Annotated in this window: 27 protein-coding genes; 13 read left to right on the top strand and 14 right to left on the bottom strand. The window is 60.3% G+C overall.

Going from position 1 to position 24818, the window contains the following annotated elements:
• Positions 1-43: 43 nt before the first annotated feature.
• The gene (locus tag AC07VF_RS13455; RefSeq protein ID WP_495009148.1) at positions 44-3142 is read left to right on the top strand and encodes an autotransporter domain-containing protein; all 3099 of its coding nucleotides are present in this window, start codon (positions 44-46) and stop codon (positions 3140-3142) included.
• 4 nt (positions 3143-3146) lie between these two features.
• Here AC07VF_RS13455 and AC07VF_RS13450 read toward each other — a convergent pair whose 3' ends face one another.
• The gene (locus AC07VF_RS13450; RefSeq protein ID WP_172609708.1) at positions 3147-3416 is read right to left on the bottom strand and encodes a hypothetical protein; all 270 of its coding nucleotides are present in this window, start codon (positions 3414-3416) and stop codon (positions 3147-3149) included.
• A gap of 140 nt (positions 3417-3556) precedes the next feature.
• Here AC07VF_RS13450 and AC07VF_RS13445 point away from each other — a divergent pair, with 140 nt between their 5' ends.
• Entirely contained in the window at positions 3557-3760 is a 204-nt protein-coding gene (locus AC07VF_RS13445) for a hypothetical protein (protein WP_065991803.1), read from the top strand.
• A 101-nt stretch (positions 3761-3861) separates the two neighbouring features.
• Here the strand turns inward: AC07VF_RS13445 and AC07VF_RS13440 are convergent, their stop codons facing one another.
• Positions 3862-4443: a YajG family lipoprotein gene (locus AC07VF_RS13440; RefSeq protein WP_192174929.1), complete on the bottom strand. Its 582-nt coding sequence runs from the start codon at positions 4441-4443 to the stop codon at positions 3862-3864.
• Positions 4444-4664: 221 nt separating this feature from the next.
• Between AC07VF_RS13440 and AC07VF_RS13435 the strand changes: the two genes are divergently transcribed.
• From AC07VF_RS13435 to mqo, 3 genes are all read left to right on the top strand, one after another.
• Positions 4665-4898: a hypothetical protein gene (locus tag AC07VF_RS13435; RefSeq protein ID WP_346626974.1), complete on the top strand. Its 234-nt coding sequence runs from the start codon at positions 4665-4667 to the stop codon at positions 4896-4898.
• A gap of 540 nt (positions 4899-5438) precedes the next feature.
• Entirely contained in the window at positions 5439-5633 is a 195-nt protein-coding gene (locus AC07VF_RS13430) for a hypothetical protein (protein ID WP_495009149.1), read from the top strand.
• Entirely contained in the window at positions 5633-7138 is a 1506-nt protein-coding gene (gene mqo / locus AC07VF_RS13425; RefSeq protein WP_495009150.1) for a malate dehydrogenase (quinone), read from the top strand. The genes AC07VF_RS13430 and mqo overlap by 1 nt, the downstream gene beginning before the upstream one ends.
• Positions 7139-7255: 117 nt before the next feature.
• Here mqo and AC07VF_RS13420 read toward each other — a convergent pair whose 3' ends face one another.
• From AC07VF_RS13420 to AC07VF_RS13405, 4 genes are all read right to left on the bottom strand, one after another.
• On the bottom strand, positions 7256-7717 hold the full coding sequence (locus AC07VF_RS13420) for a hypothetical protein (protein WP_192174932.1): 462 nt from the start codon (positions 7715-7717) through the stop codon (positions 7256-7258).
• A 226-nt stretch (positions 7718-7943) separates the two neighbouring features.
• Positions 7944-8231, bottom strand: coding sequence for a PA4642 family protein (locus AC07VF_RS13415; RefSeq protein WP_192174933.1), 288 nt, complete (start codon positions 8229-8231; stop codon positions 7944-7946).
• Positions 8232-8298: 67 nt separating this feature from the next.
• Positions 8299-8784 carry a hypothetical protein gene (locus AC07VF_RS13410; RefSeq protein WP_495009151.1) on the bottom strand — a complete coding sequence of 162 codons (486 nt, stop codon included), beginning with the start codon at positions 8782-8784 and terminating at the stop codon, positions 8299-8301.
• A gap of 153 nt (positions 8785-8937) precedes the next feature.
• Positions 8938-9495, bottom strand: coding sequence for a hypoxanthine-guanine phosphoribosyltransferase (locus tag AC07VF_RS13405; RefSeq protein WP_346626971.1), 558 nt, complete (start codon positions 9493-9495; stop codon positions 8938-8940).
• Positions 9496-9692: 197 nt separating this feature from the next.
• Between AC07VF_RS13405 and upp the strand changes: the two genes are divergently transcribed.
• Both upp and AC07VF_RS13395 read left to right on the top strand, forming a co-directional pair.
• A complete protein-coding gene (gene upp, locus AC07VF_RS13400) occupies positions 9693-10331 on the top strand; it encodes a uracil phosphoribosyltransferase (RefSeq protein WP_133771905.1) in 639 nt (212 codons plus the stop codon).
• A complete protein-coding gene (locus AC07VF_RS13395; protein ID WP_346631453.1) occupies positions 10331-11611 on the top strand; it encodes a uracil-xanthine permease family protein in 1281 nt (426 codons plus the stop codon). Before upp ends, AC07VF_RS13395 begins: the two co-directional genes overlap by 1 nt.
• 217 nt (positions 11612-11828) lie before the next feature.
• On the opposite strand, the gene hemH is transcribed toward AC07VF_RS13395, so the two are convergent.
• Together hemH and AC07VF_RS13385 are read right to left on the bottom strand one after the other, a co-directional pair.
• Positions 11829-12857, bottom strand: a complete 1029-nt coding sequence (hemH, locus tag AC07VF_RS13390; protein WP_192174937.1) for a ferrochelatase — start codon at positions 12855-12857, stop codon at positions 11829-11831.
• A gap of 14 nt (positions 12858-12871) precedes the next feature.
• The gene (locus AC07VF_RS13385) at positions 12872-13774 is read right to left on the bottom strand and encodes a TIGR01777 family oxidoreductase (RefSeq protein ID WP_192174938.1); all 903 of its coding nucleotides are present in this window, start codon (positions 13772-13774) and stop codon (positions 12872-12874) included.
• A gap of 299 nt (positions 13775-14073) precedes the next feature.
• On the opposite strand from AC07VF_RS13385, the gene AC07VF_RS13380 reads away from it, so the two are divergent.
• The 6 genes from AC07VF_RS13380 (at position 14074) to AC07VF_RS13355 (ending at position 19183) form a co-directional block, all read left to right on the top strand.
• Positions 14074-15060 (top strand): NAD(P)/FAD-dependent oxidoreductase, encoded by a 987-nt coding sequence (locus AC07VF_RS13380; protein ID WP_192174939.1) that lies wholly within the window; start codon positions 14074-14076, stop codon positions 15058-15060.
• Positions 15057-15272: a TIGR02450 family Trp-rich protein gene (locus tag AC07VF_RS13375; protein WP_192174940.1), complete on the top strand. Its 216-nt coding sequence runs from the start codon at positions 15057-15059 to the stop codon at positions 15270-15272. Before AC07VF_RS13380 ends, AC07VF_RS13375 begins: the two co-directional genes overlap by 4 nt.
• A gap of 169 nt (positions 15273-15441) precedes the next feature.
• Entirely contained in the window at positions 15442-16422 is a 981-nt protein-coding gene (locus tag AC07VF_RS13370) for a YbgA family protein (RefSeq protein ID WP_192174941.1), read from the top strand.
• Between the two features lie 2 nt (positions 16423-16424).
• Entirely contained in the window at positions 16425-17363 is a 939-nt protein-coding gene (locus tag AC07VF_RS13365) for a MerR family transcriptional regulator (RefSeq protein ID WP_192174942.1), read from the top strand.
• A 9-nt stretch (positions 17364-17372) separates the two neighbouring features.
• Positions 17373-18818: a deoxyribodipyrimidine photo-lyase gene (gene phrB, locus AC07VF_RS13360; RefSeq protein ID WP_495009152.1), complete on the top strand. Its 1446-nt coding sequence runs from the start codon at positions 17373-17375 to the stop codon at positions 18816-18818.
• Positions 18819-18871: 53 nt separating this feature from the next.
• On the top strand, positions 18872-19183 hold the full coding sequence (locus AC07VF_RS13355) for a YkgJ family cysteine cluster protein (RefSeq protein ID WP_122536194.1): 312 nt from the start codon (positions 18872-18874) through the stop codon (positions 19181-19183).
• 186 nt (positions 19184-19369) lie between these two features.
• Here AC07VF_RS13355 and AC07VF_RS13350 read toward each other — a convergent pair whose 3' ends face one another.
• The 6 genes from AC07VF_RS13350 to hemA form a co-directional block, all read right to left on the bottom strand.
• Positions 19370-19888: an acyloxyacyl hydrolase gene (locus tag AC07VF_RS13350; RefSeq protein WP_192174944.1), complete on the bottom strand. Its 519-nt coding sequence runs from the start codon at positions 19886-19888 to the stop codon at positions 19370-19372.
• Between the two features lie 113 nt (positions 19889-20001).
• Positions 20002-20802, bottom strand: a complete 801-nt coding sequence (gene murI / locus AC07VF_RS13345; protein ID WP_346626966.1) for a glutamate racemase — start codon at positions 20800-20802, stop codon at positions 20002-20004.
• Positions 20795-21568: a molybdopterin-synthase adenylyltransferase MoeB gene (locus tag AC07VF_RS13340; protein ID WP_495009153.1), complete on the bottom strand. Its 774-nt coding sequence runs from the start codon at positions 21566-21568 to the stop codon at positions 20795-20797. The genes murI and AC07VF_RS13340 overlap by 8 nt, the downstream gene beginning before the upstream one ends.
• Positions 21562-22395, bottom strand: coding sequence for a peptide chain release factor N(5)-glutamine methyltransferase (gene prmC, locus AC07VF_RS13335; RefSeq protein ID WP_192174947.1), 834 nt, complete (start codon positions 22393-22395; stop codon positions 21562-21564). Before prmC ends, AC07VF_RS13340 begins: the two co-directional genes overlap by 7 nt.
• On the bottom strand, positions 22396-23478 hold the full coding sequence (prfA, locus tag AC07VF_RS13330) for a peptide chain release factor 1 (RefSeq protein ID WP_495009154.1): 1083 nt from the start codon (positions 23476-23478) through the stop codon (positions 22396-22398).
• Entirely contained in the window at positions 23475-24752 is a 1278-nt protein-coding gene (gene hemA / locus AC07VF_RS13325) for a glutamyl-tRNA reductase (RefSeq protein ID WP_192174949.1), read from the bottom strand. Before hemA ends, prfA begins: the two co-directional genes overlap by 4 nt.
• Positions 24753-24818 lie beyond the last annotated feature (66 nt).

Below are 24818 nucleotides of genomic sequence, written 5' to 3'. Positions count from 1 at the left end.
TTGCTAGGGTCGTCGGCTATCCAAATGAGTGAAGGCGTACGCTATGCGATCCAGCAAACCGGTTGCCCATGTAATGGTGTCTTCCCTGGTACTTTCAGTGCTCGCCGTATCGGTCCAGGCCGCGAGCAGGGCGGGAGACGACACCATCAACGGTGTCGACCTGCTTTCCGGATTCAACACATTGTGGACGACCGGCGCGACCTGGGACACGGGCACACCCACAGCTCTGGGTCAGAGTCTGCTACGGCGCAACCTGCAAATCGTGGTCGACCGCGCCAACACTCGGACCCTCGCCCAGGAAACCGCCGCCTACTTCGATGACCGCCGTGACCAGAGCTACAGCGCCATCAGCGGCCTGGGCTCGTTGAGCGCTGCCTACAAGGCAGGCGCTGGCGCCTTCACGACCATCACGCAATTCGACGACAGCAACAAAACCGTCAAATACGACGATAAAGGCAATGGCGCAGGCAGTTCGTCTTCGGCGCTGGGCAAAGTCGTCGACCTGGTCAGCGCTGTACGCAACGACGCCTCGACAACGCCCGCCAAATCCCACTATTTGTATCCGCGACCATGGCGTCAAAGCCTGGATGGTCAGAGCCTGGACTTCGTGGTCGCGCCCTCCCTGCGCCCGGCGGAAAGCACCACGCCGGCCAGCGACTCGGGTTTCCCCAGCGGCCATACCAACGCCGCGTACCTGTCTTCATACGCACTGGCTTATGCCGTTCCCGAGCGTTTCAGCGAGTTGATGCTGCGCGCCTCGGAAATTGGCGACAACCGCATTGAAGCCGGCATGCACTCACCGTTCGACGTGATGGGTGGACGCATCACCGCAACGTACTTCGCCATCGACAACCTCTCCAACCCGGCCAATGCCCAACTGCGCACCGATGCGCGTGCTCAGGCACTGAGTTATTTCACGACGCAATGCGGCGGCGACGTCAACAACTGCATGGCGAGCATTGACCCGGCCACCGATCGCACGTCTCAACACGCTCAGGACAAGGCGCTGTTCACCTCGCGCATGACCTACGGCTTCGATCCGGTGGGCCCGACCAACCTGGCCGCCGTGGTGCCAACCAACGCCGAAGTGTTGCTGGAAACCCGCTTCCCTTACCTGGACGCCAGTCAGCGGCGCGAGATTCTGGCGACCACTGAAATCTCCTCAGGCTATGCGGTGATCGATCAGTCAGGTGGCTACGGCCGCCTGAACCTGTACGCTGCGGGCGATGGTTATGCGGCATTCAATTCCAACGTCACGGTCAACATGGACGCCAGCCTCGGCGGCTATAACGCCATCGACGCCTGGCGCAACGACATCAGCGGCAACGGCGGGCTGATCAAAAACGGCAGCGGCAATCTGATGCTGACCGGCAATAACACTTACTCGGGCGGCACCGTGATCAACGGTGGCGTGCTGACCGGCCATGCCAAGGCGTTCGGCAGCGGGACGATCACCGACAACGCGACGCTGGTCGTCGATCAGTCGACCAACGACACCCTCGCCAACACCCTGACGGGCAACGGTGCGTTGATCAAACGTGGCGTCGGCTCGCTGAACCTGACGGGCAACAACAGCCTGTCCGGTGCAACGACGGTGCAAGCGGGCCGGCTGGCGGTCAACGGTAACCTGGGCAACTCCATCGTCAGCGTGCAGCAAGGCGCAACGCTGGGTGGCAATGGCACCGTCGGGGGCATCAATGTCGCTCGGGGTGGCGTGGTTGCACCGGGTAATTCGGTCGGGCAACTGAACGTCAACGGTGATGTAAACCTTGCTCAGGGCTCGGTCTACCAGGTCGAATCGGACGCCAATGGCAATGCCGACCGCATCGTCGCCAGCGGCCGTGCAACCCTCAATAACAGCACGCTGTCGCTGGTTGAAGGCGGTAACTGGCTGGCCGCGAGCCGTTACTCGATTCTCTCGGCAGCCGGTGGCGTCAGCAGTGCGTTTGCCAACGTGCAAACCAACTTCGCTTTTCTCACCCCGACGCTGAATTACACGGCGACCGATGTCGGACTGATCCTAGACCGCAACGCACAGACCTTCGCCAGCCTGGCGACGACCCGCAATGCCCGAGCCGTCGCGCAAGGGCTGGACAGCGCGGGCGCTGGCAACGCGCTTTGGCGTGAAGTGGTGCAGGACGATACGTCGACCGCCCAGGCCACGTTCAAGGCACTGTCCAATGAGCTGCATGCGTCGACGCAGTCCGCGCTGATCGAGGACAGCCGTCTGGTGCGCAACGCCGTGAACGATCGCTTGCAACAAGCGCAGTCAGCACCGGCACTTTGCGGCACGACGCAAACCCTCGTCGGTGACGACTCCCGTGGCGTGGTTTGGACTCAGGCCATCGGTGCGACCGGCAAAACCGACAGCACCCGTGATGTGTCGGGCCTCGACACGCACACCAGCGGTTTGCTGTTCGGCGCTGACGTGCCGCTCGACGACACCTGGCGCGTGGGCGCGATGGCCGGTTTCAGCAACAGCAGCTTCGACCTGCGCCATGCCTCCGGCTCCACCGACAGCGACAACTACCATCTGGGCGTCTATGCCGGCGCCAAGTGGGGCCAGTTGGGCCTGCGCCTCGGCGCGGTACGCACCTGGCACGAGCTGACAGCCAAGCGCACGCTGGACTTGCCCGGTGCTTCCGAGCACTTCAAGGAAGATTACAATGCGGCGACCAATCAGGTATTTGGCGAACTGGGTTACGCCATCGAGCTGGGCAATGCGCAACTTGAGCCCTTCGCCAACCTCGCCCATGTGCGACTGGACACGGATTCCTTCGATGAAAACAGCAACGCGATCAGGCTGGAGAACAAGTCTCAGGACAACAACATCACCTTCAGCACCCTCGGCCTGCGTGCGGCTACTCGCTTGAATGCGGGCAGCGTCACGATCAAGCCCAACGCGACACTGGGCTGGCGTCGCGCCTACGGTGACGTGACGCCAGAGAGCCGCGCGGCCTTCAGCGGCGGCGACACCTTCGATCTCTCCGGCGCACCGATTGCCCGCAGCGCAGCAGTGCTTGGTGCGGGGGTCGATCTGGGCTTGAGCGACACGCTGAGCGTCGGGCTGAGTTACAACGGACAAGTGAGCAGCGATGCGTCGGATCAGACCCTGAACGCCAGGGCGACGCTGGCCTTTTAAGCGATCACAGCTTGGTGCTCACCCACGACAACAGCAGCGCGAACGCGAGGCACGCCGTGCCGAACCGATAGCTCAGGCGGATCATGCGCAAGGTGGGCACATCCATCAGGTGCATGGGTTCGTCGATTGGGGCTTGTTCGGTGAGATGGTGCAGATGGGCCATCTCCCGCTGCTCGCGAGTGCGGGTGGTGTGCAGCAGCCAGATGCCGGGGCCGGCGGCGAGCAAGGCGCAGAGGTTGATGGCGAGACCGGGGGCGTGATGGATAAGCGACATGGTGCCTCGATGACGCCGGATTAATGGGCGCCGCAGACTCTGTTTGGATCTGCCGCTCACACTAGTCGCTGTCACCTTAACGTCACCTGAACCGGGCACTGTGTGGGACCTCAAATCGACCCACCGCCACGGAGAGCGTCATGCTGCACGCCCACAACCAGGACCGCCTTTACCTCATCGCCCCCAGCGACGAACAGGAAGCATTGATCGACGCACTGGCGTTCAACGTTCAGGACAGGCACTGGCTGGTGTACTGCGCGCTCGGCGGCCATGCGCACAACGATCTGCCGGAAGTGGATCTGCAGACCGGTTTCAGTTTTCTGGATTTCTATCAGGCGGCTTGACCCCCGCGCTGCGAGCCCCAGGTGACGCCGCTGAACAAACAAAAAGCCCCGGCTTCTCGCGAAACCGGGGCTTTTTTGTACGTCAGAAGCAGGCGCTGAACTTACTGGCCGAGGGTGCGGCCAATCGTCTGATCCTGGAACAGGCGGGTCAGTGCGTCACTGAGCACGTCGCTGATCAGCTTGGTGTTGGTCTCTTCGTTTGGCGCCATGCCGAAGCGTTGATCCAGTGAGGCCGCGTAGCGACCGCTGTAGTTACGGCCGGCGTTCTGAACGTCAGCGCGGAACGTAGAGCTGATGTTGGCTTCGGTGACGTACAGGCCTTCTTTCGGCGATTGATACTTCAGGTCTGCCAAGGTGACGGTCAGCTGCGGACCATTACCATTCTGCACGGGCGTGAAACCCAGCAACCGCACGCCGGCTTCAGCCTGAGCCTGCAGCTGCGGCAGCAACTGCTGACCGTTGACGGTGATCGAACTGGTTTCCGGGTACAGGCCACCACGGGTGCCCAGTTGCTGCGACTGACGACCGTCAACCACGCGCACGACCACTTGCTGGCCGTGGCCGACCGGCGCCAGTTGAGCGTTCAGCTTGGGTTCCGGGGTAAGGGATTGCGGGCTGTGGGCACAGCCCGCCAGGGTCAGACTGCCAGCGGCAAGCAAACCGAACAGAACGCGACGCAACATGCTCATTTCTCCATGGGCCAAGGCACAAAATGTGCCGCAGTATAGCGACCTCCCAAGGCCGCTCACTAGGGTAAAGATACGACAAAGTGCCATCCCACCGGTTCCGGGTAGACGACGGTGTCCACACGATCAAAATCAACACAATTGCGCAATCGCAACGTCACAGCGGTGTCATGCCTGCCGGCCATACTTTTTTCAACTCTCCAGCAAGGAGTCCTGCCATGGACTTTCTTTGGTCGTTGTTCTCGTTGCGCCGCCGTCATCGTCACTATGCCCGTCTGGACCAGCACGGCATTTGCCTGGCATTCAAGCACTGCGCGGAAACGCCCTGTGGTCAGGGCTGGGTCGAAGTCCACGAAGCAAACCTGTGCTGGCTGCAGCGCCCACTCCCCTCCAGCGCCCGCGTGACTTCCCGGTCACGTGCGATTACCGCCCGGCATATGCTCAGCATCTGACCAAAAGACGAATAAAAGTCATTTTTCCTGGATCATTTCTGCCCGTTTCATCGCTATAATCTTCCCCCGATTATAAGGACGTCTCCTGATCGGGCCTCGCAGCATCGTCGATAGCCATTATCGACTCCTTCGTAACGCCCACAGAGAGCCTTCCACACAGACATGTGCAGCCCGATGTGGCCGCAGCGCAGACGCCGGATCGTCGACTACTCCGAACGTCCTTCGCCAGTTCTTGCCTCACATCGCGTATGAACCTGATCTGCAGAGCTGCCATCGCGCAGCCCTTTTTGAGGTTCGCGTCTCCAAAAGAGCGTGAAAAAAAACGGGTTTTCACAACTTCACAAGAGTGTGGCAAGCAAATGAATAGTTTCGCGTTTGTAAATGCACCGTTAGCGTCTGACCCAGCCCCCTTGCAAAGGACCGACCGCACCGCAGTCTCCGTCAAAAGAGCCTGAAGCCTGTCCGCTACGGATTTGGTTGCACAACCGGACGCCTTGACGATAGTCGAATGGCTGTACGGGCCGAAAAATGCGTTCATGCTTGCCTTATAAAAGCATCAACCAGGCTCATTCGGTGGCGTCCGCTGAAGATGCAAAAAATTGCGAAGAATCGGACATGGCGATCCCGGCCAGGTTGAACGAGGCACTGCGCGAACACCGCGCCGCCCGAACCTGGCGACTGACCACGGGAACGCATGCCGTCAATTTGGTGCTGCAGATTTTGGAGACGCGTTAATGGCGCATAACGAAGCAGTCGACGTAGTGCTGGTCGGGGCAGGCATCATGAGTGCCACCCTCGCCGTACTGCTCAAAGAGCTGGACCCGAGCCTCAAGGTTGAAGTCGTCGAGCTGATGGATTCCGGTGCTGCAGAGAGCTCCAACCCCTGGAACAACGCAGGTACCGGCCACGCCGGGCTGTGCGAGCTGAACTACACGCCGGAAGCGGCCGACGGCTCGATCGACACCAAGAAAGCGATTCACATCAACACCCAGTTCGAAGTCTCCAAACAGTTCTGGGCCTACTTGGCTCGCAAAGGCACGTTCGGCTCCTCGCGCTCGTTCATCACGCCGGTTCCGCACCTGAGTTTCGTTCAGGGCGAAAAAGGCATGGCGTACCTGAAAAAACGCTACGAAGCACTGCGTCCGCACCACGCCTTTTCCTCGATGGAATACACCGAAGACAAAAGCAAGCTGGCAGAGTGGATGCCGCTGATGATACCCGGCCGTCCAGCCGATGAGCCTATCGCGGCGACGCGGGTCATGCACGGCACCGACGTCAACTTCGGCAACCTGACCAACATGCTGCTCAAGCACTTGGCCAGCGCGCCCGATGCGCAGGTCAAATACTGCAAACGCGTCACCGACCTGAGCCGCCAGCATGACGGCTGGACCGTCACCATCAAGGACGTGAACAGCGGCGAGACTCGCAACATCGACGCCAAATTCGTGTTCCTGGGCGCAGGCGGCGCGGCGTTGCCATTGCTGCAGATGTCCGGCATTGAGGAAGGCAAGGGTTTCGGCGGCTTCCCGGTGAGCGGCCAGTGGCTGCGTTGCGATAACCCTGAAGTGGTGAAGCATCATCAGGCCAAGGTGTACAGCCAGGCGGCAGTGGGTTCGCCACCGATGTCGGTGCCACACCTGGACACCCGCGTTGTCGACGGCAAGAAGTCCCTGCTGTTCGGACCTTACGCCGGCTTTACCACCAAGTTCCTCAAGCACGGTTCACTGCTGGACCTGCCGCTGTCGATCCGCGCAGCCAACATCGCGCCGATGCTGGCAGTGGCCCGCGACAACATGGACCTGACCAAGTACCTGATCAGTGAAGTGCGGCAGTCGATGGAACAGCGGCTCGATGCACTGCGCCGTTTCTACCCGGAAGCCAAAGCCGAAGACTGGCGCCTGGAAGTGGCCGGTCAACGGGTACAGATCATCAAGAAGGACCCGAAAAAAGGCGGCGTTTTGCAGTTCGGTACCGAGCTGGTGTCGGCGAAGGACGGCTCCCTTGCCGCACTGCTGGGCGCCTCGCCGGGCGCTTCAGTGACCGTGTCGATCATGCTGGACCTGATCGAACGTTGCTTCCCGGACAAGGCGCGCACCGAGTGGGCCACCAAGCTGAACGAGATCTTCCCGGCTCGCGAAAAGGCACTGGAAACCGATGCGCAGCTTTATCAGCGTGTCAGTGCTCAGAGCGATGCCAGCCTGGATCTGGTGCAGAACAGCGAAGCAGCCACTTTCGCCTGATCGTTGGGTTGCTTCAAAAAGCTGTAAAAGAAAACCCCGCCAAACCAGGCGGGGTTTTCTGTTTTTGCACTCAATGGCAGCCGCTTTAACCGGAAGATCCGGGCTGCAGCTTCAACGCTACTTCATCACAAATCTGACGGAGTACGCCTGCATCGAGTTCGTCCCTTTGGTCACCGATGCGATGCATTCCGCCGGTACTGTTCCGAGCGACCTGCCCGTTGCCGACTTCTCCGGCGCCGGTGTGATCGAGACCCAACTGAACGTCACCGAGTGGGCTGCCGTGAACTCGCAGGTCTTGCCTTCGCCGCTCACGCGGAAGCTCGCAGAATCATTGCGAGGATTCTTCAGCGGGATGGACACAGATGCAGTGGGTGCGTCAGCCGAAAAGCCGTAACCGGTGTAATCAGCATTGGGTTTGGCCCAGCTGGACCATACCAGCGCGAGGTCGATGCCTGTCTGATTCCACATTTCCATGTTGAGCTGGATTTTATTGGGGTAAGCCGCCTGAGCGGATGCTGCCGCGACCATCATTGCGATGGCGGCGATTGTGCGCGTGAAGCAAGTCTTTACGTTGTTCATGTCATGAATTCCTTTTCGCTTGATGATGCGAGCGTCCTGCTCGCGTTCCTGTGAGCGTTGTCACGGGGCTGAGTATGAATCAGCGTGCCGCTTTCGATAGTCGCAAACGCCGAAGGAGGCGGTAGGAAGGGTCCTTCGATTCTGTAGTGAGAGCGCGTAAGCAGGAATCTGATTACCGGAGGGAAGCATCAGGCGCCGAGGGACGGCGCCCGGGAAGCGGGTCGAATCAGCCTTTCGCCCTGTCGATCAGTTCGATGTATTCCTCGGCATTGCGTTGATCCTTGATCAGCGCCACGAAGTCATTGCCGTGTTCGTCTTTGCCGTCGAGGTCGTAACCGGCTTCCTTGAAGAACGTCAGAAACCGCGCGAAATCGTCAACGCGCAGGCCTCGATAAGCCTTGATCAGCTTGTGCAGCGACGGCGAAGTCGCGTCAACCGGCTCGAAATCCAGGAACAGCTTGATCTGGGCGTCGCCGATTTCATCGCCAATCACCTGCTTTTTATCTTTACGCATTGCTGACTCCAACTGACTTGCGGGACATTTCACGGGCGGGCAGTTTACCCCCCGCCCGGTCGCCGGCTCAACGCGCGCGTACGCTGCCGGTGTGCAGGTCGGCCCAGACGTGACCGTTGGCATAGCTGAGGAATTGGCAGTAGACCTTTTCGTTACGCAGCAAATCCACGAGCACGCGGTATTGCGTCGCCGGGTAATAGAGCGTCAGCGTGCGCGACGGCTCGTCATACGTCGGTTTTTTCAGGCTTTTGCTTTCGCCGTCGAAGTGGATCAGCACGTCGGCAATGGTCGCGCCCTTGTTCATGGGCTTGCCTTTCAGGCGCAGGATCAGTGGCGAGGTGACCGGGATCGGTTGCTGATTGGACTGACGCTGGCTGCCGATCACCACCGAATACTCAGTGATCTGCAGCAATTGCTGCTGCTCGGGTTCGCCCTCGCGCACGGACAACTCGTCCGGCGGCAGGTACTGCGCGTGCATGGGTTCGGCGAGTGCGGGGAGCGGCAGCGTCAACAGCAACATCCACGCAGCGGTGGTTCGAAACGATAACGACATGGGCGCCTCCCGAAAAAGTGGGGGGCACTCTATCATGCGAGTGCCTGTCGACCGTCAACACCCTCCAATCGACCCGGCACCACCCAAAACATCGATAGATGTGGCATGTGTGGGAGCGAGCACGCTCACTCCCACACTGTGACGATGCTTGTCTTACATGCCTTTAACGGCGTAGATCCCGGCCGCGTTGCGCCAGTAGCCTTTGTAGTCCATGCCGTAACCGAAGATGTAGCGGTCAATGCAAGGCAGGCCGACGAAGTCTGCTTTGAGGTCAGGGCGCGCCTTGCGGTCGTGGTCCTTGTCGATCAGCACAGCGGTATGAACAGCGCTTGCACCGGCATGTTTGCAGAAGTCGATGATCGCCCCGAGGGTGTGACCTTCGTCAAGGATGTCGTCAATGATCAGCACGTCACGGTCGATGAACGAAACTTCAGGTTTGGCTTTCCAGAACAGGTCGCCACCGCTGGTTTCATTGCGATAGCGGGTAGCGTGCAGGTAGGACGCTTCCAGCGGGAAATTCAGATGAGTGAGCAGCTTGCCAGCGAAGATCAGGCCGCCGTTCATGACGCAAAATACCACCGGGTTACGGTCGGCCAGCACGCCATTGATTTGCTCGCCGACGCGGGCGATGGAGGCTTCGACTTCGGCCTCGTTGTAAAGGCAGTCAGCCTCGCGCATGACTTGACGGATATGCTCGAGATCAGCGGACATGACGCTCTCCAAGGGGGCTGTGTAAGGAAAAGCGGGCAAAGGTACGCATCCGCCGACATCAGGGCAAGTGTTTCTGGACTAACGTTGCACTGCCGTTCCAGAAATCTCGACACGCGAACCTAACCGTCAGGACAAGTTACAGCTGAATAGATTAATCTAAGCCGTTTTTTTTGCCCGCCCGCTGGAGCCTTTCCCCTATGCCCATTCGTGAGATCCGCCATCCGCTGATCCGCCACAAGCTCGGCCTGATGCGCCGTGCCGATATCAGCACCAAGAATTTTCGTGAGCTGGCTCAGGAAGTCGGCGCGCTGCTGACGTATGAAGCGACCAAGGATCTGCCGCTGGAAACCTACGAGATTCAGGGTTGGGCCGGCACGGTTCAGGTCGAGAAGATCGCCGGCAAGAAGATCACCGTGGTGCCGATCCTGCGGGCCGGTATCGGCATGCTTGAAGGCGTGCTCAGCCTGATCCCGGGCGCCAAGGTCAGTGCCGTGGGCGTCGCGCGCAATGAAGAAACCCTCGAAGCCCACACGTACCTGGAAAAGCTCGCTCCCGAGATCGACCAGCGTCTGGCGCTGATCATCGACCCGATGCTCGCCACCGGCGCCTCGATGGTTGCCACCATCGACCTGCTGAAAAAAGCCGGCTGCCGCGACATCCGCGCGATGGTGCTGGTTGCCGCGCCGGAAGGCATCGCTACCGTCGAGAAGGCCCACCCGGACGTCAACATCTACACCGCGTCCATCGATCAGCAACTGAACGAACACGGCTACATCATTCCGGGCCTGGGCGATGCCGGCGACAAGATTTTCGGCACCAAGCAGAAGGACGCCTGATGAAGCCGGATGAGTTCAACGATCCACTCTGGCGCACCATCCTGTCGGGCGCGCAGATGCTGTTCGTGGCATTCGGCGCGCTGGTATTGATGCCGCTGATCACTGGCCTCGATCCCAACGTTGCGCTGTTCACGGCAGGCCTGGGCACCCTGTGCTTCCAGGTGGTGACAGGCCGTCAGGTGCCGGTCTTCCTCGCGTCGAGCTTTGCTTTCATTACCCCGATCATTCTCGCCAAGGGCCAGTTCGGCCTGGCCGCGACCATGGGCGGCGTCATGGCAGCAGGCTTCGTCTACACCTTCCTTGGCCTGGCCGTGAAGATCAAAGGCACCGGTTTCATCGACCGCCTGCTACCGCCGGTGGTCATTGGGCCGGTGATCATTTCCATTGGTCTGGCGATGGCACCCATTGCCGCCAACATGGCAATGGGGCGGACGGGTGACGGCGCCGCAGAGCTGATCCCGTACAACACCGCCATCATCATTTCGATGGCGGCGCTGCTGACGACGTTGATCGTTGCCGTGTTTGGCAAAGGCATCTTCCGCCTGGTGCCGATCATCTCGGGCGTGCTGGTGGGTTTTGCGCTGTCGTTCTATTTCGGCGTGGTCGATGCGGCGAAAATTGCTGCCGCGCCATGGCTGGCCTTGCCGCACTTCACGGCACCGGAATTCAACTGGCAGGCGATCCTGTTCATCGTACCGGTGGCACTCGCTCCGGCCATCGAGCACATCGGCGGCGTGATTGCGGTCGGCAGCGTGACGGGCCGTGATTACCTGAAGAAGCCCGGCCTGCACCGCACCTTGCTGGGTGACGGCATCGCGACGACCGTGGCTGGCGCTTTCGGTGGCCCGCCCAACACCACCTACGCCGAAGTGACCGGCGCAGTGATGCTGACGAAAAACTACAACCCGAAGATCATGACTTGGGCGGCGATTTTCGCCATTACCCTGGCCTTCATCGGCAAGTTCGGCGCGTTGCTGCAAAGCATTCCGGTGCCGGTCATGGGCGGGATTCTGTGTCTGCTGTTCGGCTCGATCGCGGCGGTGGGCATGAACACGCTGATCCGCCACAAGGTCGACCTGGCCGAGGCGCGCAATCTGGTGATCGTGTCCGTGACGCTGGTGTTCGGCATCGGCGGCGTGCTGATCGGCACCGGCAACGGCCCTGATGATTTCGGCATGAAAGGCATCGCGCTGTGCGCCGTGACCGCCATCGTGCTGAACCTGATCCTGCCGGGGAATGACGCGTGGAAGAACAAGCACCTGGATGATCAGTTGCCGTAGTTCGCAAGCGTTATGAGAGAGGGGGCATCACACACGTGATGCCCCCTTTTTTTGGGATTCTGTAGGAGTAGCTTAGATTTGCGGCGTACACCGAAACTGTGGGAGTGAGCTTGCTCACGAAGGCGGCGCATCAGGTTCATCAATGCCGCTTGAACAGACGCATTCGCGAGCAAGCTCGATCCCACGGGGAATGAACACAACACCTAATTTCAGGTTATTACACCACCATCGCCGGTGCCTTTTCGCACAGCGTGTTCAGCGCTTTCGCCCAGTTTGGATCGTCGTTCAGACACGGAATCAGCACCAGCTCCTCGCCCCCGGCTTCCCTGAACACTTCAGCCCCGCGATCACCAATTTCTTCCAGCGTTTCGATGCAGTCCGCGACAAACGCCGGGCACATGACCAGCAGTCGCTTCACGCCTTGAGCAGCAAGCTCCTCCAGATGCGGTTCGGTGTAGGGTTCGATCCACTTGGCGCGGCCCAGGCGCGACTGAAACGACACTGACCACTTGCCATCGGCAATCCCCATCAGCTTGGCGAACTCTGCCGCTGAGCGCATGCACTGGGCGCGGTAGCAGACCGCCAGGACCTCAGGCGACGCCGTCTCACAGCAGTTGCCGCTCTTGAAACAGTGATTGCCGGTCGGGTCGAGCTTGGTGAGATGCCGCTCGGGCAGACCGTGAAAACTCAGCAGCAGGTGATCGTAATCCTGCTGCAGATGCGGCCGCACGCTCGCCACCAGGGCGTCGAGGTATTCCTGGTGATTGAAGAACGGCGTCAGCAGCGAGAAGTCAAAATTCAGCTTTTTCTCACGCACTACGCGCTTGGCTTCTTCAATCACCGTGGTCACGGTACTGTCCGCAAACTGCGGATACAGCGGCGCCAACGTGACCTTTTTGATGCCCTGGGCTGCCAGGCGCGTGAGCACGGTCTCGATCGACGGCTCGCCGTAACGCATCGCCAGTTCGACCGGGCCGTGTTTCCATTCCTTGACCATGGCCTGCTGAAGTCGCTTGCTCAGCACCACCAGCGGCGAACCCTCGTCCCACCAGATTGACGCGTACGCATGGGCCGACTGCTCCGGGCGCTTGATCAGAATCAGCGACACGATCAGGCGACGCACTGGCCACGGCACGTCAATAACGTAAGGGTCCATCAGGAACTGATTGAGGTAGCGGCGCACGTCAGCGACCGACGTGGACGCCGGTGAACCCAGATTAACCAGCAATAAAGCGTGATCGGTCATGCAACACCTTGATGTCAGTGGCGGCCCAAAAGGTTTTCCAGGGCCGCGCGCAGATCAGTGAATCGGAAAGTGAAACCCGCCTCTTGCAGGCGGTCTGGCCGGGCGCGTTGACCGCCCAGCAACAGGATCGATAGTTCGCCCAGCAACACTCGAAGCGCAACGGCCGGCATCGGCATGAAGGATGGTCGGTGCAGCACGGACGCGAGGGTCTTGGCGAAATCCCGGTTGCGGGCCGGTGATGGCGCGCAGGCATTATAAGGACCTCGGGCATCGTCCCGGTTCATCAGAAAATCAATCAGGGCGATTTGATCTTCTATATGAACCCACGGCATCCATTGGCGTCCGTTGCCGATTGGCCCGCCCATGCCCATCTTGAACGGCGGCAACAGGCGCTGCAGCATGCCGCCTTCGTCGGCCAACACCAGTCCGGTGCGCACCAGCACCACGCGAATGCCCAGGGTCTCGGCACGTTGCGCGGTCTCTTCCCAGGCAATGCACAGACGGCTGGCGAAGTCTTCGCTGACCGGTTGCGCATTTTCGTCGAGCTCGCGCTCACCGCCGTCGCCATACCAGCCTACCGCCGAGCCGGATATCAACACGTCGGGTTTCTGCTCGCGGCGCTCAAGCCACGTGACCAATTGCTCAGTCAGGGTGATGCGGCTGTCCCACAGCAGTATTTTGCGTTTGCGGGTCCACGGACGGTCGGCGATGGGTGCGCCGGCCAGATTGATCACCGCGTCGACGTGCTGGCTGCCTATGTCGTCGAAGTGAGCTATCCCGCGAACGTTGGCGCCGCAGAGCCGCGCAACGTCATCGGGTTTGCGACTCAAGACCGTCAGCTGATGGCCCTGCGCGAGCCAGTGTTTACACAAACGACGCCCTATCAAGCCTGTACCGCCGGTCAGCAAGATGTGCATGACTGAGTTCCTTACGTGGCGTTCATCGCAATTGCGGAGTCTATTTCTTCACAAGCCATGAGCTCGTGCGCGGAGTGATCACTCAACTTTAGGTCAGGTTAGAGCGATCCACTTCACTGCTGTTCTTTAGGACAGCACGATCGTGCAGTTGAACGATTGAAGCAAAGCGTCAGACTTGTCAGCGAGCCCTTGGAAAGGTCCGCGTCCTGCATGTGCAGGGCGACAACTTATACCGAAAAACGGCATTGTACAGCTTTTGCCTGAGGCGTAGTCTGTGCAGACAAGGTAACGAGGCCCCTATGACTGTCCCCATTGCAATCATCGGTACCGGCATCGCCGGACTCTCCGCCGCCCAGGCGTTGCAAGCCGCCGGGCATAGCATTCATCTCTTTGACAAGAGCCGCGGCAGTGGCGGCCGGATGTCCAGCAAACGCAGCGATGCCGGCGCACTGGACATGGGCGCGCAATACTTCACCGCCCGCGACCGTCGCTTCGCCGCCGCCGTCCAGCAGTGGCAAGCCGAGGGCCACGTGGCCGAGTGGAAGCCGCTGCTCTACAACTATCACGGCGGAAAACTCAGCCTGTCGCCCGACGAGCAAGTGCGCTGGGTCGGCGCGCCGCGCATGAGTGCAATCACCCGGGCCATGCTCGGCGACATGCCGGTGACCTTTTCCTGCCGCATCACCGAAGTCTTCCGTGGCGAACAACACTGGAATCTGCTGGACGCCGAAGGCCAAAGCCACGGCCCGTTCAGTCAGGTCGTGATAGCCATCCCTGCGCCCCAGGCCACGACCCTGCTGGCCGACGCGCCGAAACTGGCGAGCGTTGTCGCGGGCGTGAAGATGGAGCCGACCTGGGCGGTCGCGCTGGCTTTCGATACCCCGCTGGACACGCCCCTCGAAGGCTGCTTCGTGCAGGACAGTGCCATCGACTGGCTGGCTCGCAATCGCAGCAAACCCGGGCGCGACAGCCAGATGGACACCTGGATTCTGCACGCCACCAGCGCCTGGAGTCGCCAGCATGTGGACATGGCCAGGGAGGACGTCATCGATCACTTGCACGGCGCGTTCGCCGAGCTGATGAATTGCGCGATGCCGGCCCCGGCATTCACCCTCGCCCACCGCTGGCTGTACGCAAGGCCGGCTGGCGGACGCGAAGTCGGCGCGTTGTCCGATGCAGATCTGGGTCTGTACGTCTGCGGCGACTGGTGCCTGTCGGGCCGAGTCGAAGGCGCCTGGCTGAGTGGTCAGGAAGCCGCGCGACGTCTGCTGGAACACCTCAAATGAATCGAATCAACCCGCGCAAGCTGCTGCTGTCGAAATGGACGGCAGCGTCTCCTCAAAACCGTGAAAAGCACTTTTTGGTCACCGAGTTGTTTTGTGATGAAGAAGGGACGGTGCTGGAGATCGAACTGCAAGCCGTCATGACCAAGCGCAGCCAGACGCTGGCTTGGCAGACCCTGCAGAATGACCAGAGCTGGCAGATGGGTTGGAAGTAAACCCTTCCCAACTGCCGCTTCAGCCCGTCATTACGGCTGAATTCCCGCACCTTGTCGTTTCATTCACCGATCTTGTACAAATTATTTGACTTGCACTGCTACAAACCTATGATGGGCAAATGTTGTACAGAGAAACGGATCTGTATAAGAAGTTCATCGAGGGTTTGTCATGTCTGCTGTACTCGATCATTCATCAGAGCAAGCCTCCAAACCCAAGCTGGGCGTCAGCGCCTGCCTGATGGGTGTGGAGGTCAGGTTCAATGGCGGGCACAAGGAATCGCACCTTCTGACCCGGGCCCTCAACGAATACTTCGATTTCGTGCCGGCGTGCCCCGAGGTCGCCATCGGTATGGGCATCCCTCGCGAAGCCATTCGTTTGGTGGGGGACACAGATCACCCTCGGGCGATCGGCACGGTTCATCACGCCATGGATGTTACCGAGCAACTGGCTGATTACGGCGAGCACATGGCTACTGAGATGAGCGACATCTGCGGCTATATCTTCATGCAGAAATCGCCGTCGTGTGGCCTGGAGCGCGTCAAGGTGTACCGCGATAACGGCGTGCCGTTCGAAACCGGCGGACGTGGCATTTATGCCCAGGCGTTCTGCGCGCGTCATCCTGATCTGCCGGTTGAAGAAGACGGCCGTTTGAACGACCCGGTGCTGCGGGAGAATTTCATCACCCGTGTGTTTGCCTATGCCGCGTGGCAAGAGCTGCTGAAAAGCGGCATCACCCGCCGTGCGCTCACTGAGTTTCACGCCCGCTATAAATACCAGTTGATGGCCAACGATCCCGTCCAGTACAAGGCGCTAGGGAATCTGCTGGGCACCATGGGCCGGAATGACCCTGCCGAGATCGCCCCGCGCTACTTCAGTCAATTGATGAGCGCGCTGAAAAAACCGGCGACCCGGCGCACCCACACCAATGTGCTGCAGCATCTGTGCGGTTATCTGCGCCAGACCCTCAGCGCATCCGACAAGAAAGAAATCCAGGGCGTCATCAATCAGTACCACCAGGGCATCGTGCCGCTGGTTGTGCCGCTGACGCTGCTCAAACACCATTTCCGCCGACACCCCGATCCGTACATTGCGCTGCAGGTTTATCTGCAGCCGCATCCGGAAAACCTCAGTCTGCGCAACGCGATTTGAACATGACAACTACCGAGCAAGAACCGCCGGAAGGCGACCCGCAGGACCCCGCGAACGCCTTTGAAAACGGCTGGCTGCCGATTCGCGAAATCGCCCGACTGACCGGTGTGAACGCAGTGACCCTGCGCGCCTGGGAACGTCGATATGGCCTCATCGTTCCGCACCGTACAGCCAAGGGCCATCGTCTTTACAGCAACGAACATGTCGACCGCGTGCTGACCATCCTCACGTGGCTGAATCGCGGCGTGTCGGTCAGTCAGGTCAAGCAGTTGATCGACGATCAGCAGGCGCCAGCGCCCAGTGTCGAGAATGACTGGGACATTCTTCGCCAGACTCTGCAGGAAGCCATCGGCGCCCTGGCCGAGCGGCGACTCGATGATTCCCTCAACCGCGCGATGTCGCTGTATCCGCCGCGCACGCTTTGCGAACAACTGTTGCTGCCGCTGCTGGCGTCACTTGAGCAGCGCTGGCAAGGCCAGTTCGGCGCGCAGCTTGAGCGGGTGTTTTTCTATTCGTGGCTGCGCAGCAAGTTCGGCGCCCGGCTTTACCACAACAACCGTCAGGTCAGCGGCGCGCCCTTGCTGCTGGTCAATCAGTCCGACCTCCCGCTCGAGCCGCATCTGTGGCTGACCGCGTGGCTGCTCAGCAGCGCCGATTGCCCGGTGGAAGTGTTCGACTGGCCATTGCCGGCCGGCGAGCTGGCCCTGGCCTGCGAATACCTCAAGCCGCGCGCAGTGCTGTTGTATTCCAGCAAGTCACTGAACGTCGGCCAGTTGCCTCGCCTGCTGCACAACATCGAGTGCCCGAAGCTGATCGTCGGGCCTGCGGTGCGCATTCATTCGACGGAATTATCCGCAGCCGAGGGTGAAGTCTCGGGCCTGTCCCTCGCCGAAGACCCTTTGACCGCCCAGGCTGCCTTGCAGCGGCTGGGGCTTATCTAAGGAATAACTATGCAATTGATATGGCTGCGCAGTGATCTGCGTGTGCACGACAACACCGCGCTGAGCGCTGCCATGGAGCAGGGCCCGACTCTGGCCGTGTACATGATCAGCCCGGGCCAGTGGCAGAGCCATGACGATGCCCCATGCAAAGTCGATTTCTGGCTGCGCAACCTTCGCGAATTGAGCAAGTCACTTGCGGCGCTCAACGTCCCTTTGCTGATTGTCCATGCAGACACGTGGTCGCAGGCGCCCAAGGCGATCCTGAAGCTGTGTCAGCAACACGGGATCGAAGGCGTACACGTTAACGACGAGTACGGCATCAACGAGACCAAACGAGACCGTGAAGTGGAGGCGGCTCTCGACGGCGCCGGCATTCTGTTTCGTCGTCACCTCGACCAGCTGTTCTTTCAGCCGGGCAGCGTGCTGACCAAGAGCGGCGGCTATTTCAAGGTCTTCACCCAGTTCCGCAAGGTCTGTTACGCCCGCTTGCATTACTCGATGCCGGCCTTGGTTGCGCTGCCCAAGCCACAACAGAAGTTGTCCGTCAAAAGCGATGTCGTGCCGGATGCGGTCAAAGGTTTCGCCGCGCCGACCGAGACCCTGCGCTCACTCTGGCCTGCCGGCGAAGATGAGGCGCGTGATCGCTTGCAACACTTCACCGACGAGCAAGTGCATTACTACGATCAAGAGCGCGACTTCCCCGCCAAGCCCGGGACCAGCCAGCTGTCTGCGTACCTGGCGGCCGGGGTGATCTCGCCCCGCCAATGCCTGCATTCAGCACTGCGCAGCAACAACGGCGAATTCGAGACCGGTAATCCGGGCTCAGTCACCTGGATCAATGAGCTGCTCTGGCGTGAGTTCTACAAGCACGTGCTGGTGGGCTTCCCCCGTGTCTCCCGTCACCGCGCCTTCCGCCCGGAAACCGAAGCGCTGAAATGGCGCAATGCGCCGAAGGATCTGGAAGCCTGGCAACAGGGTCGTACCGGGCTGCCGATTGTCGATGCAGCCATGCGCCAGCTGCTTGAAAACGGCTGGATGCACAACCGCCTGCGGATGATCTCGGCGATGTTCCTGACCAAGAATCTGCTGATCGACTGGCGCGAGGGTGAACGCTATTTCATGCAGCACCTGATCGACGGCGATCTTGCGTCGAACAATGGCGGCTGGCAGTGGAGCTCATCGACCGGTACCGACGCATCGCCCTACTTCCGGATCTTCAATCCACAAAGTCAGTCGGAGCGCTTCGACCCTGAAGGTCGATTCATCAAGCAATGGGTGCCTGAACTGGCTGAGTTGAACAAGCGAGACATTCATAACCCGTCCGCGCTGGGCGGGCTGTTCGGCGTGGAAGGCTACCCCGCGCCCATCGTCGATTTGAAAGCCAGCCGCGAACGCGCCCTGCAAGCGTTCAAGTCGCTGCCCCAGCGGCAAGCCGAGACGCAGGAGAATGGGTGAGCATTCGTCACGCCGGTTAGCGGTCTACTGCGCGGTGATTTAAACTGCCGCCCATGACGACTGTGATCCCTTCGCTTCAACTCCCTGACGAACCCGCAATCACGTGTTCCACCTGCGCGGCCTGCTGCTGTCAGCTGGAAGTCATGTTGATTACCGACACCGGCGTGCCCGAGCGTTACATCGACACCGATGACTGGGGCGGCGAAGTGATGCTGCGCCTGGACGATGGCTGGTGCGCGGCACTCGATCGCGACACGATGATGTGCACGATCTACGACCGTCGACCGTTGATTTGCAGGGAGTTCGAAATGGGTGCGCCGGAGTGTATTGCCGAGCGAGAAGGAATCGCGACCGCTTATCTGTGATGGTCGCGGCAAGCAGGAAGCACGGGATTTGATGTTTGCCTGGCTCAGCTGTTTTGGCTGACACGTTCCCGGCTAAAGCCGGTCCTACGAGGTGATTTTTCAGTAGGACCGGCTTTAGCCGGGAAGAAGCGGGTAGCGCATTGCAGGTGCGGTTAAATCCGCTCGTGCAATAACGCAATCAAACGCTTAGAACGGCATCGTGTAGTGAATCGCGTAGCTTTCGATACCGTCGTTATTGGTGGTCATGCCGCCGTTGGAGTAGTGAGTGGCGCGCAGGCCAACTTCATGTCCACCGGCAAAGCGCAGACCGAAACCCAGACGGTCTTCAAACTGGAACGCGCTGCCCAGCTTGTTGCCTTCCACTTCGGTGCGCTGGAATACAGCGGCGCCGATACCGGCTTCAATGTAAGGCTTGACGCTCTCACCCGAAAACTCATAAACGAATACCGGAGAGAACGACAGGCTGTTGTTGCTGGAGCTCTTGTCGCCTTCCCAGTAGGTGTAAGCGCCGCTCCAGTAACCGGTCAGGCGACCGACACCGGTTTGCCACCAGCTTTGATCCCAATCAAATTGCGCGCCCAGACGATAAGTCATCGTGGATTCGCCAGTGTGTCCTACGGAAAACTCGACCCCATCAGCTTGAGCAATTGCGCTTTGCCCCAACAACGCAGCCGCAATCGCAGCCAAACAAAACAGTCGCTTCATCTGAAACATCCTATTTTCGAAAGCAGTTAAAAATTTTTTATATCGACAGAAGTGCTGTAGAAGCCGGCGGCTGAACTTTAGTTCACCCACAGCCGAAGCGATTCACGTTTTTTTCACGAAACGAAGCTTCGCACATTGTCGGAGTTGATACAAAGCACGCGTAGGACGTTTCTGAAATCTTCTGGATCACCGGTCGTCCAGAACTGAGCAGTCCGAGGATGACCGCTCGCCAGCAGCTCGCGCTCGCCCAGTAACCGCTGCAACTGCCGGGCTACAGCGGCACCGGTGTCGATCAGCGTGATGGAGGCAGGGATCATTTCCCGCAGCAATGGTTTGAGAAACGGGTAATGGGTGCAGCCCAGAATGATGGTGTCGCACCCCGCCGCGAGTAACGGCGCGACGTAACCCTGAAGCAACTGGCGAATCGCCGGGCTAACCAGATCGCCCGTTTCGATAAGCTCCACCAGACCCGGACACGGCTGCGTGATGACTTGCACGTCTGCCGCAAAGCGATCGAGCAACGCGGCGAACTTGGCGCTTTGCAAAGTGCCGGTGGTCGCCAGCACGCCGACGACGCCGGTCCGCGTCGCCGCAGCCGCAGGTTTGACCGCCGGCTCCATGCCCACAAGTGGCCAGTCAGGGTAGCGGACGCGCAAGTCGGCGATGCCGGCCACCGTCGCCGTATTGCAGGCGATCACCAGCGCCTTGGCGCGCTGGCGGTGGAAAAACTCGGCAATCGTCGCGCAACGTTCGCGAATGAATTCCGGGGTTTTCTCGCCGTAGGGAATGTGGCCGCAATCGGCGACGTAGAGCAACGATTCCCGTGGCAGCAACTGCTGTATTTCCGCCAGCACCGACAACCCGCCAACGCCGGAATCAAACACCGCCACCGGCGCATCGCTGTCTCTATTCATGCTCGGCGGTAACTCGGAGCCCGGTACCGCACACACTGCAGCCAGGGTCGCGTTTGACTTTAAATTCGCGGAATCGCGTGCTCATGACATCAATCAGCAGCAGTCGCCCTACCATCGGCTCGCCAAATCCGGCCAGCAGCTTCAGGGCTTCGAGGGCCTGCAAACTGCCAACCAATCCTACCAACGGGCCGATCACGCCGGCCTCGCTGCAGGTCAGTTCGGTCTCGCTGCCGTGCCCGTACAGGCAGTGGTAACAAGGGCTCTCCGGACGACGCGGATCGAACACCGACAACTGCGCCTCCAGGCGAATCGCAGCGCCGCTAACCAATGGTTTGCAGGCGGCGACGCAGGCGGCATTGACGGCTTCACGCGTCGTAAAATTGTCCGAGCAGTCCAGCACGAGGTCTACTCCGGCAACTGCTGCGGCCAGGGAGTCAACATCAAGGGCGGCGCGATGGGGCACCAGTGTGATCAACGGATTGATCGCAGTCAGCCGCGCAATGGCTGAATCAACCTTACTCAGCCCCACGCTCTGGGTGTCGTGAATGATCTGGCGTTGCAGGTTGGTGAGATCGACGCTGTCGAAATCCGCCAGATGCAGTTCGCCGACGCCGGCCGCCGCCAGGTACAACGCCACCGGCGAACCCAGCCCGCCGAGGCCGACGATCAACACGCGGCTCTGCTTGAGGCGCAACTGACCGTCGATGTCGACCTGTTGAAGAAGGATCTGCCGGCTATAGCGCAGCAGCTCTTCGTCCGTCAGCACGGCACTCGCCCGAAGGTAATGCGCTCGTGGTCGCCCAGGTCGCGGCGGGTCTTGATCTCTTCGAATCCGTGCGCAAGCAACAACTCGCGAACCGCTGCGCCTTGATCGTAGCCATGCTCCAGCAACAGCCAGCCGCCAGCTTCAAGGTACGCGGGCGCTTGCGACACAATCAGGCGCAGGTCGTCCAGGCCATCGGCGCCGGAGACCAGCGCACTGCTTGGCTCGAAGCGCACATCGCCTTCGACCAGATGCGGGTCATTGGAGGCAATGTAGGGCGGGTTGCTCAGGATCAGGTCAAAACGCTGACCTTCGACGGCACTGAACCAGTGGCTGTGCAAGACCTTCGCGTTGTCCAGATGCAGGCGCTGACGATTGCGTTCGGCAAGCTCGACCGCCTCTTCAACGCGATCCACCGCCGTGACGCTCCACTGCGGACGATCCTTGGCCAGCGACAGAGCAATGGCGCCGGTGCCCGTGCCGAGGTCGAGCAGCGTGTGAGGAATCGCACCAGGCAGAAGCTCCAGCGCTGTTTCCACCAACATCTCGGTTTCGGGCCGAGGGATCAGCGTATGGGGAGCGACTTCCAGGTCGATGTTCCAGAACCCTTGCAGGCCCAGGATGTACGCGACGGGTTCGCCGGTTCGACGACGCTTGAGATAGCCGTCGAAAGCGTGCGCCGCTTCGGTGCTGACAATACGCTCGGGCCAGGTATGCAAAAAGCTACGTGGCTTGCCCAGGGCAGCGGCCAGCAACAATTCTGCATCCAGACGCGCTGTCGGAGAATCCGGCAACTCGGCGCTTCTTAACAAGCTGGCGATGATGGTCATTTAATCACCCAGTGCCGCAAGTTGGTCTGCCTGATACTCGGCAAGTAACGGTTCTATCACTGCATCGACCCCGCCGGCCAGAACTTCATCAAGGGAGTAGAGCGTCAGGTTCACGCGGTGATCCGTGACTCGCCCCTGTGGGAAATTGTAAGTACGAATGCGTTCCGAGCGATCCCCGGAACCGACCAGCAATTTACGCTCACTGGCGATGGCGTTGGCAGCCGCAGCGGTCTGCTGATCGTTGAGCTTGGCCGACAGCCAGGACATGGCCCGCGCACGGTTCTTGTGCTGCGAGCGTTCTTCCTGACACTCCACCACAATGCCGGACGGCAAGTGCGTAATGCGGATGGCCGAATCGGTCTTGTTGACGTGCTGACCACCGGCGCCGGATGAGCGATAGGTATCAACGCGCAAGTCGGACGGGTTGATCTCGATGGTCTGCTGTTCGTCAGGCTCTGGCAACACCGCCACGGTACACGCAGACGTATGAATGCGGCCCTGGGATTCGGTTTCCGGCACGCGCTGAACGCGATGCACACCCGACTCGAATTTCAGCTTGCCGTAGACGTGCTCGCCTTCGACCCGCGCAATGACTTCCTTGTAACCGCCATGCTCGCCCACGTTCTCCGACAGGATCTCGACACGCCACCCACGCCGCTCGGCATAACGGGAATACATGCGGAAAAGGTCGCCGGCAAAGATCGCGGCTTCGTCACCGCCCGTGCCGGCGCGGATTTCCAGAAACACGTTACGGCCATCGTTCGGGTCTTTGGGCAGCAGCATTTTTTGCAGGTCAGCTTCAAGGACCAGCAACTGATCCTTGGCTTCGCGCACTTCCTCGACTGCCATTTCGCGCATGTCGGGATCGCTGTCCTTGAGCAGCGCCTGCGCGCCTTCGAGGTCGCTCTGCACTTTCTGCAGCTGCCGGTACACCTGAATCACTGGCTCGACTTCGGCGTACTCACGGGAATACGCGCGAAATTTGGCCTGGTCGGAGATGACTTCGCCATCGCCGAGCAGCGCGGTCAATTCCTCGAAACGGTCGCTGAGCACGTCCAGCTTATTAAGCAGTGAAGCTTTCATTGCGGGGATTTATCCGTGGAGCCCTCGTTGAGGGCAAAGAGTTCCTGGGCCATGGCCAGCGCATCGACGCGGCCTTCAGCGGAGAGCTTTTTGAGCTGCACGCTGGGGGCGTGCATCATTTTGTTCGTCAGGCCACGTGCCAGCGCCATCAACACATCTTCGGCGTTGCTGCCATTGGCCAGCATGCGCTGGGCTTTCTGCAATTCTTCGTCACGCAGGCGTTCGCTCTGCTGACGATACGCCTTGAGCACGTCGACCGCCGCCAGTTCGCGCAGCCGCGACATGAAATCGTCGACGCCCATGCTGACCAGTTCTTCGGCCGCCTGCGCCGCGCCCTGGCGGCTCTTGAGGTTTTCAGCGACGACTTCGTGCAGATCGTCGACGGTGTAGAGGTAGACGTCGTCCAGCTCGCCGACCTCAGGCTCGATGTCGCGCGGCACGGCGATGTCGACCATGAAGATCGGCTTGTGCTTGCGCAGTTTCAGCGCGCTTTCCACGGCGCCCTTGCCCAGAATCGGCAACTGACTGGCCGTGGAGCTGATGACGATGTCGCTGTTGACCAGCTCGGCCGGGATGTCGGCCAACAGCACCGCATGAGCACCGAACTGCTCGGCCAGAATATTCGCGCGCTCGAGGGTGCGGTTGGCAACAACGATACGCTTGACTCCGAGATCATGCAGGTGACGCGCGACAAGCGTGATGGTCTCCCCTGCCCCGATCAACAGCGCCTGGCTGCGCTGCAGGTCGCTGAAAATCTGCTTGGCTAGGCTGACGGCGGCAAAGGCAACGGACACCGGGTTCTCGCCGATGGCCGTGTCGGTGCGTACCTGTTTGGCAGCGCTGAAAGTGGCCTGAAAAAGACGCCCGAGCAGTGGGCCGACGGTGCCGGCCTCCCGGGCAACGGCATAGGCCGATTTCATCTGACCGAGGATCTGCGGCTCGCCGAGCACCAGTGAGTCCAAGCCCGACGCCACGCGCATCATGTGTCGCACCGCCGCGTCGTCTTCATGCACATAGGCACTGGCGCGCAGCTCATCGACATTCAGGTGGTGATAATCCGCCAGCCAGCGCAACACGACGTCGGCGGTCAGCTGATCCTGTTCGATATAAAGTTCGCTGCGATTGCAGGTGGAGAGAATGGCCGCTTCCCGGCTGCGGGTCAGGCGGCAGAGCTGCTGTAGCGCCTCAACCAGCTGCTCAGGCGTAAATGCCACGCGCTCGCGGACATCAACTGATGCAGTCTTATGGTTGATACCCAGAGCAAGAAAGGCCATTCAAGGTCGCTGATGGTGACGTGAAGCCGGCAATTGTCCTACTTCGATAGAGTCAGGACAACCACC

This window comes from Pseudomonas sp. GW821-FHT02H06, assembly GCF_059421525.1.
Note: the sequence above shows the minus strand (reverse complement) of the source record. Positions and strands in the feature narration are given on the sequence as shown.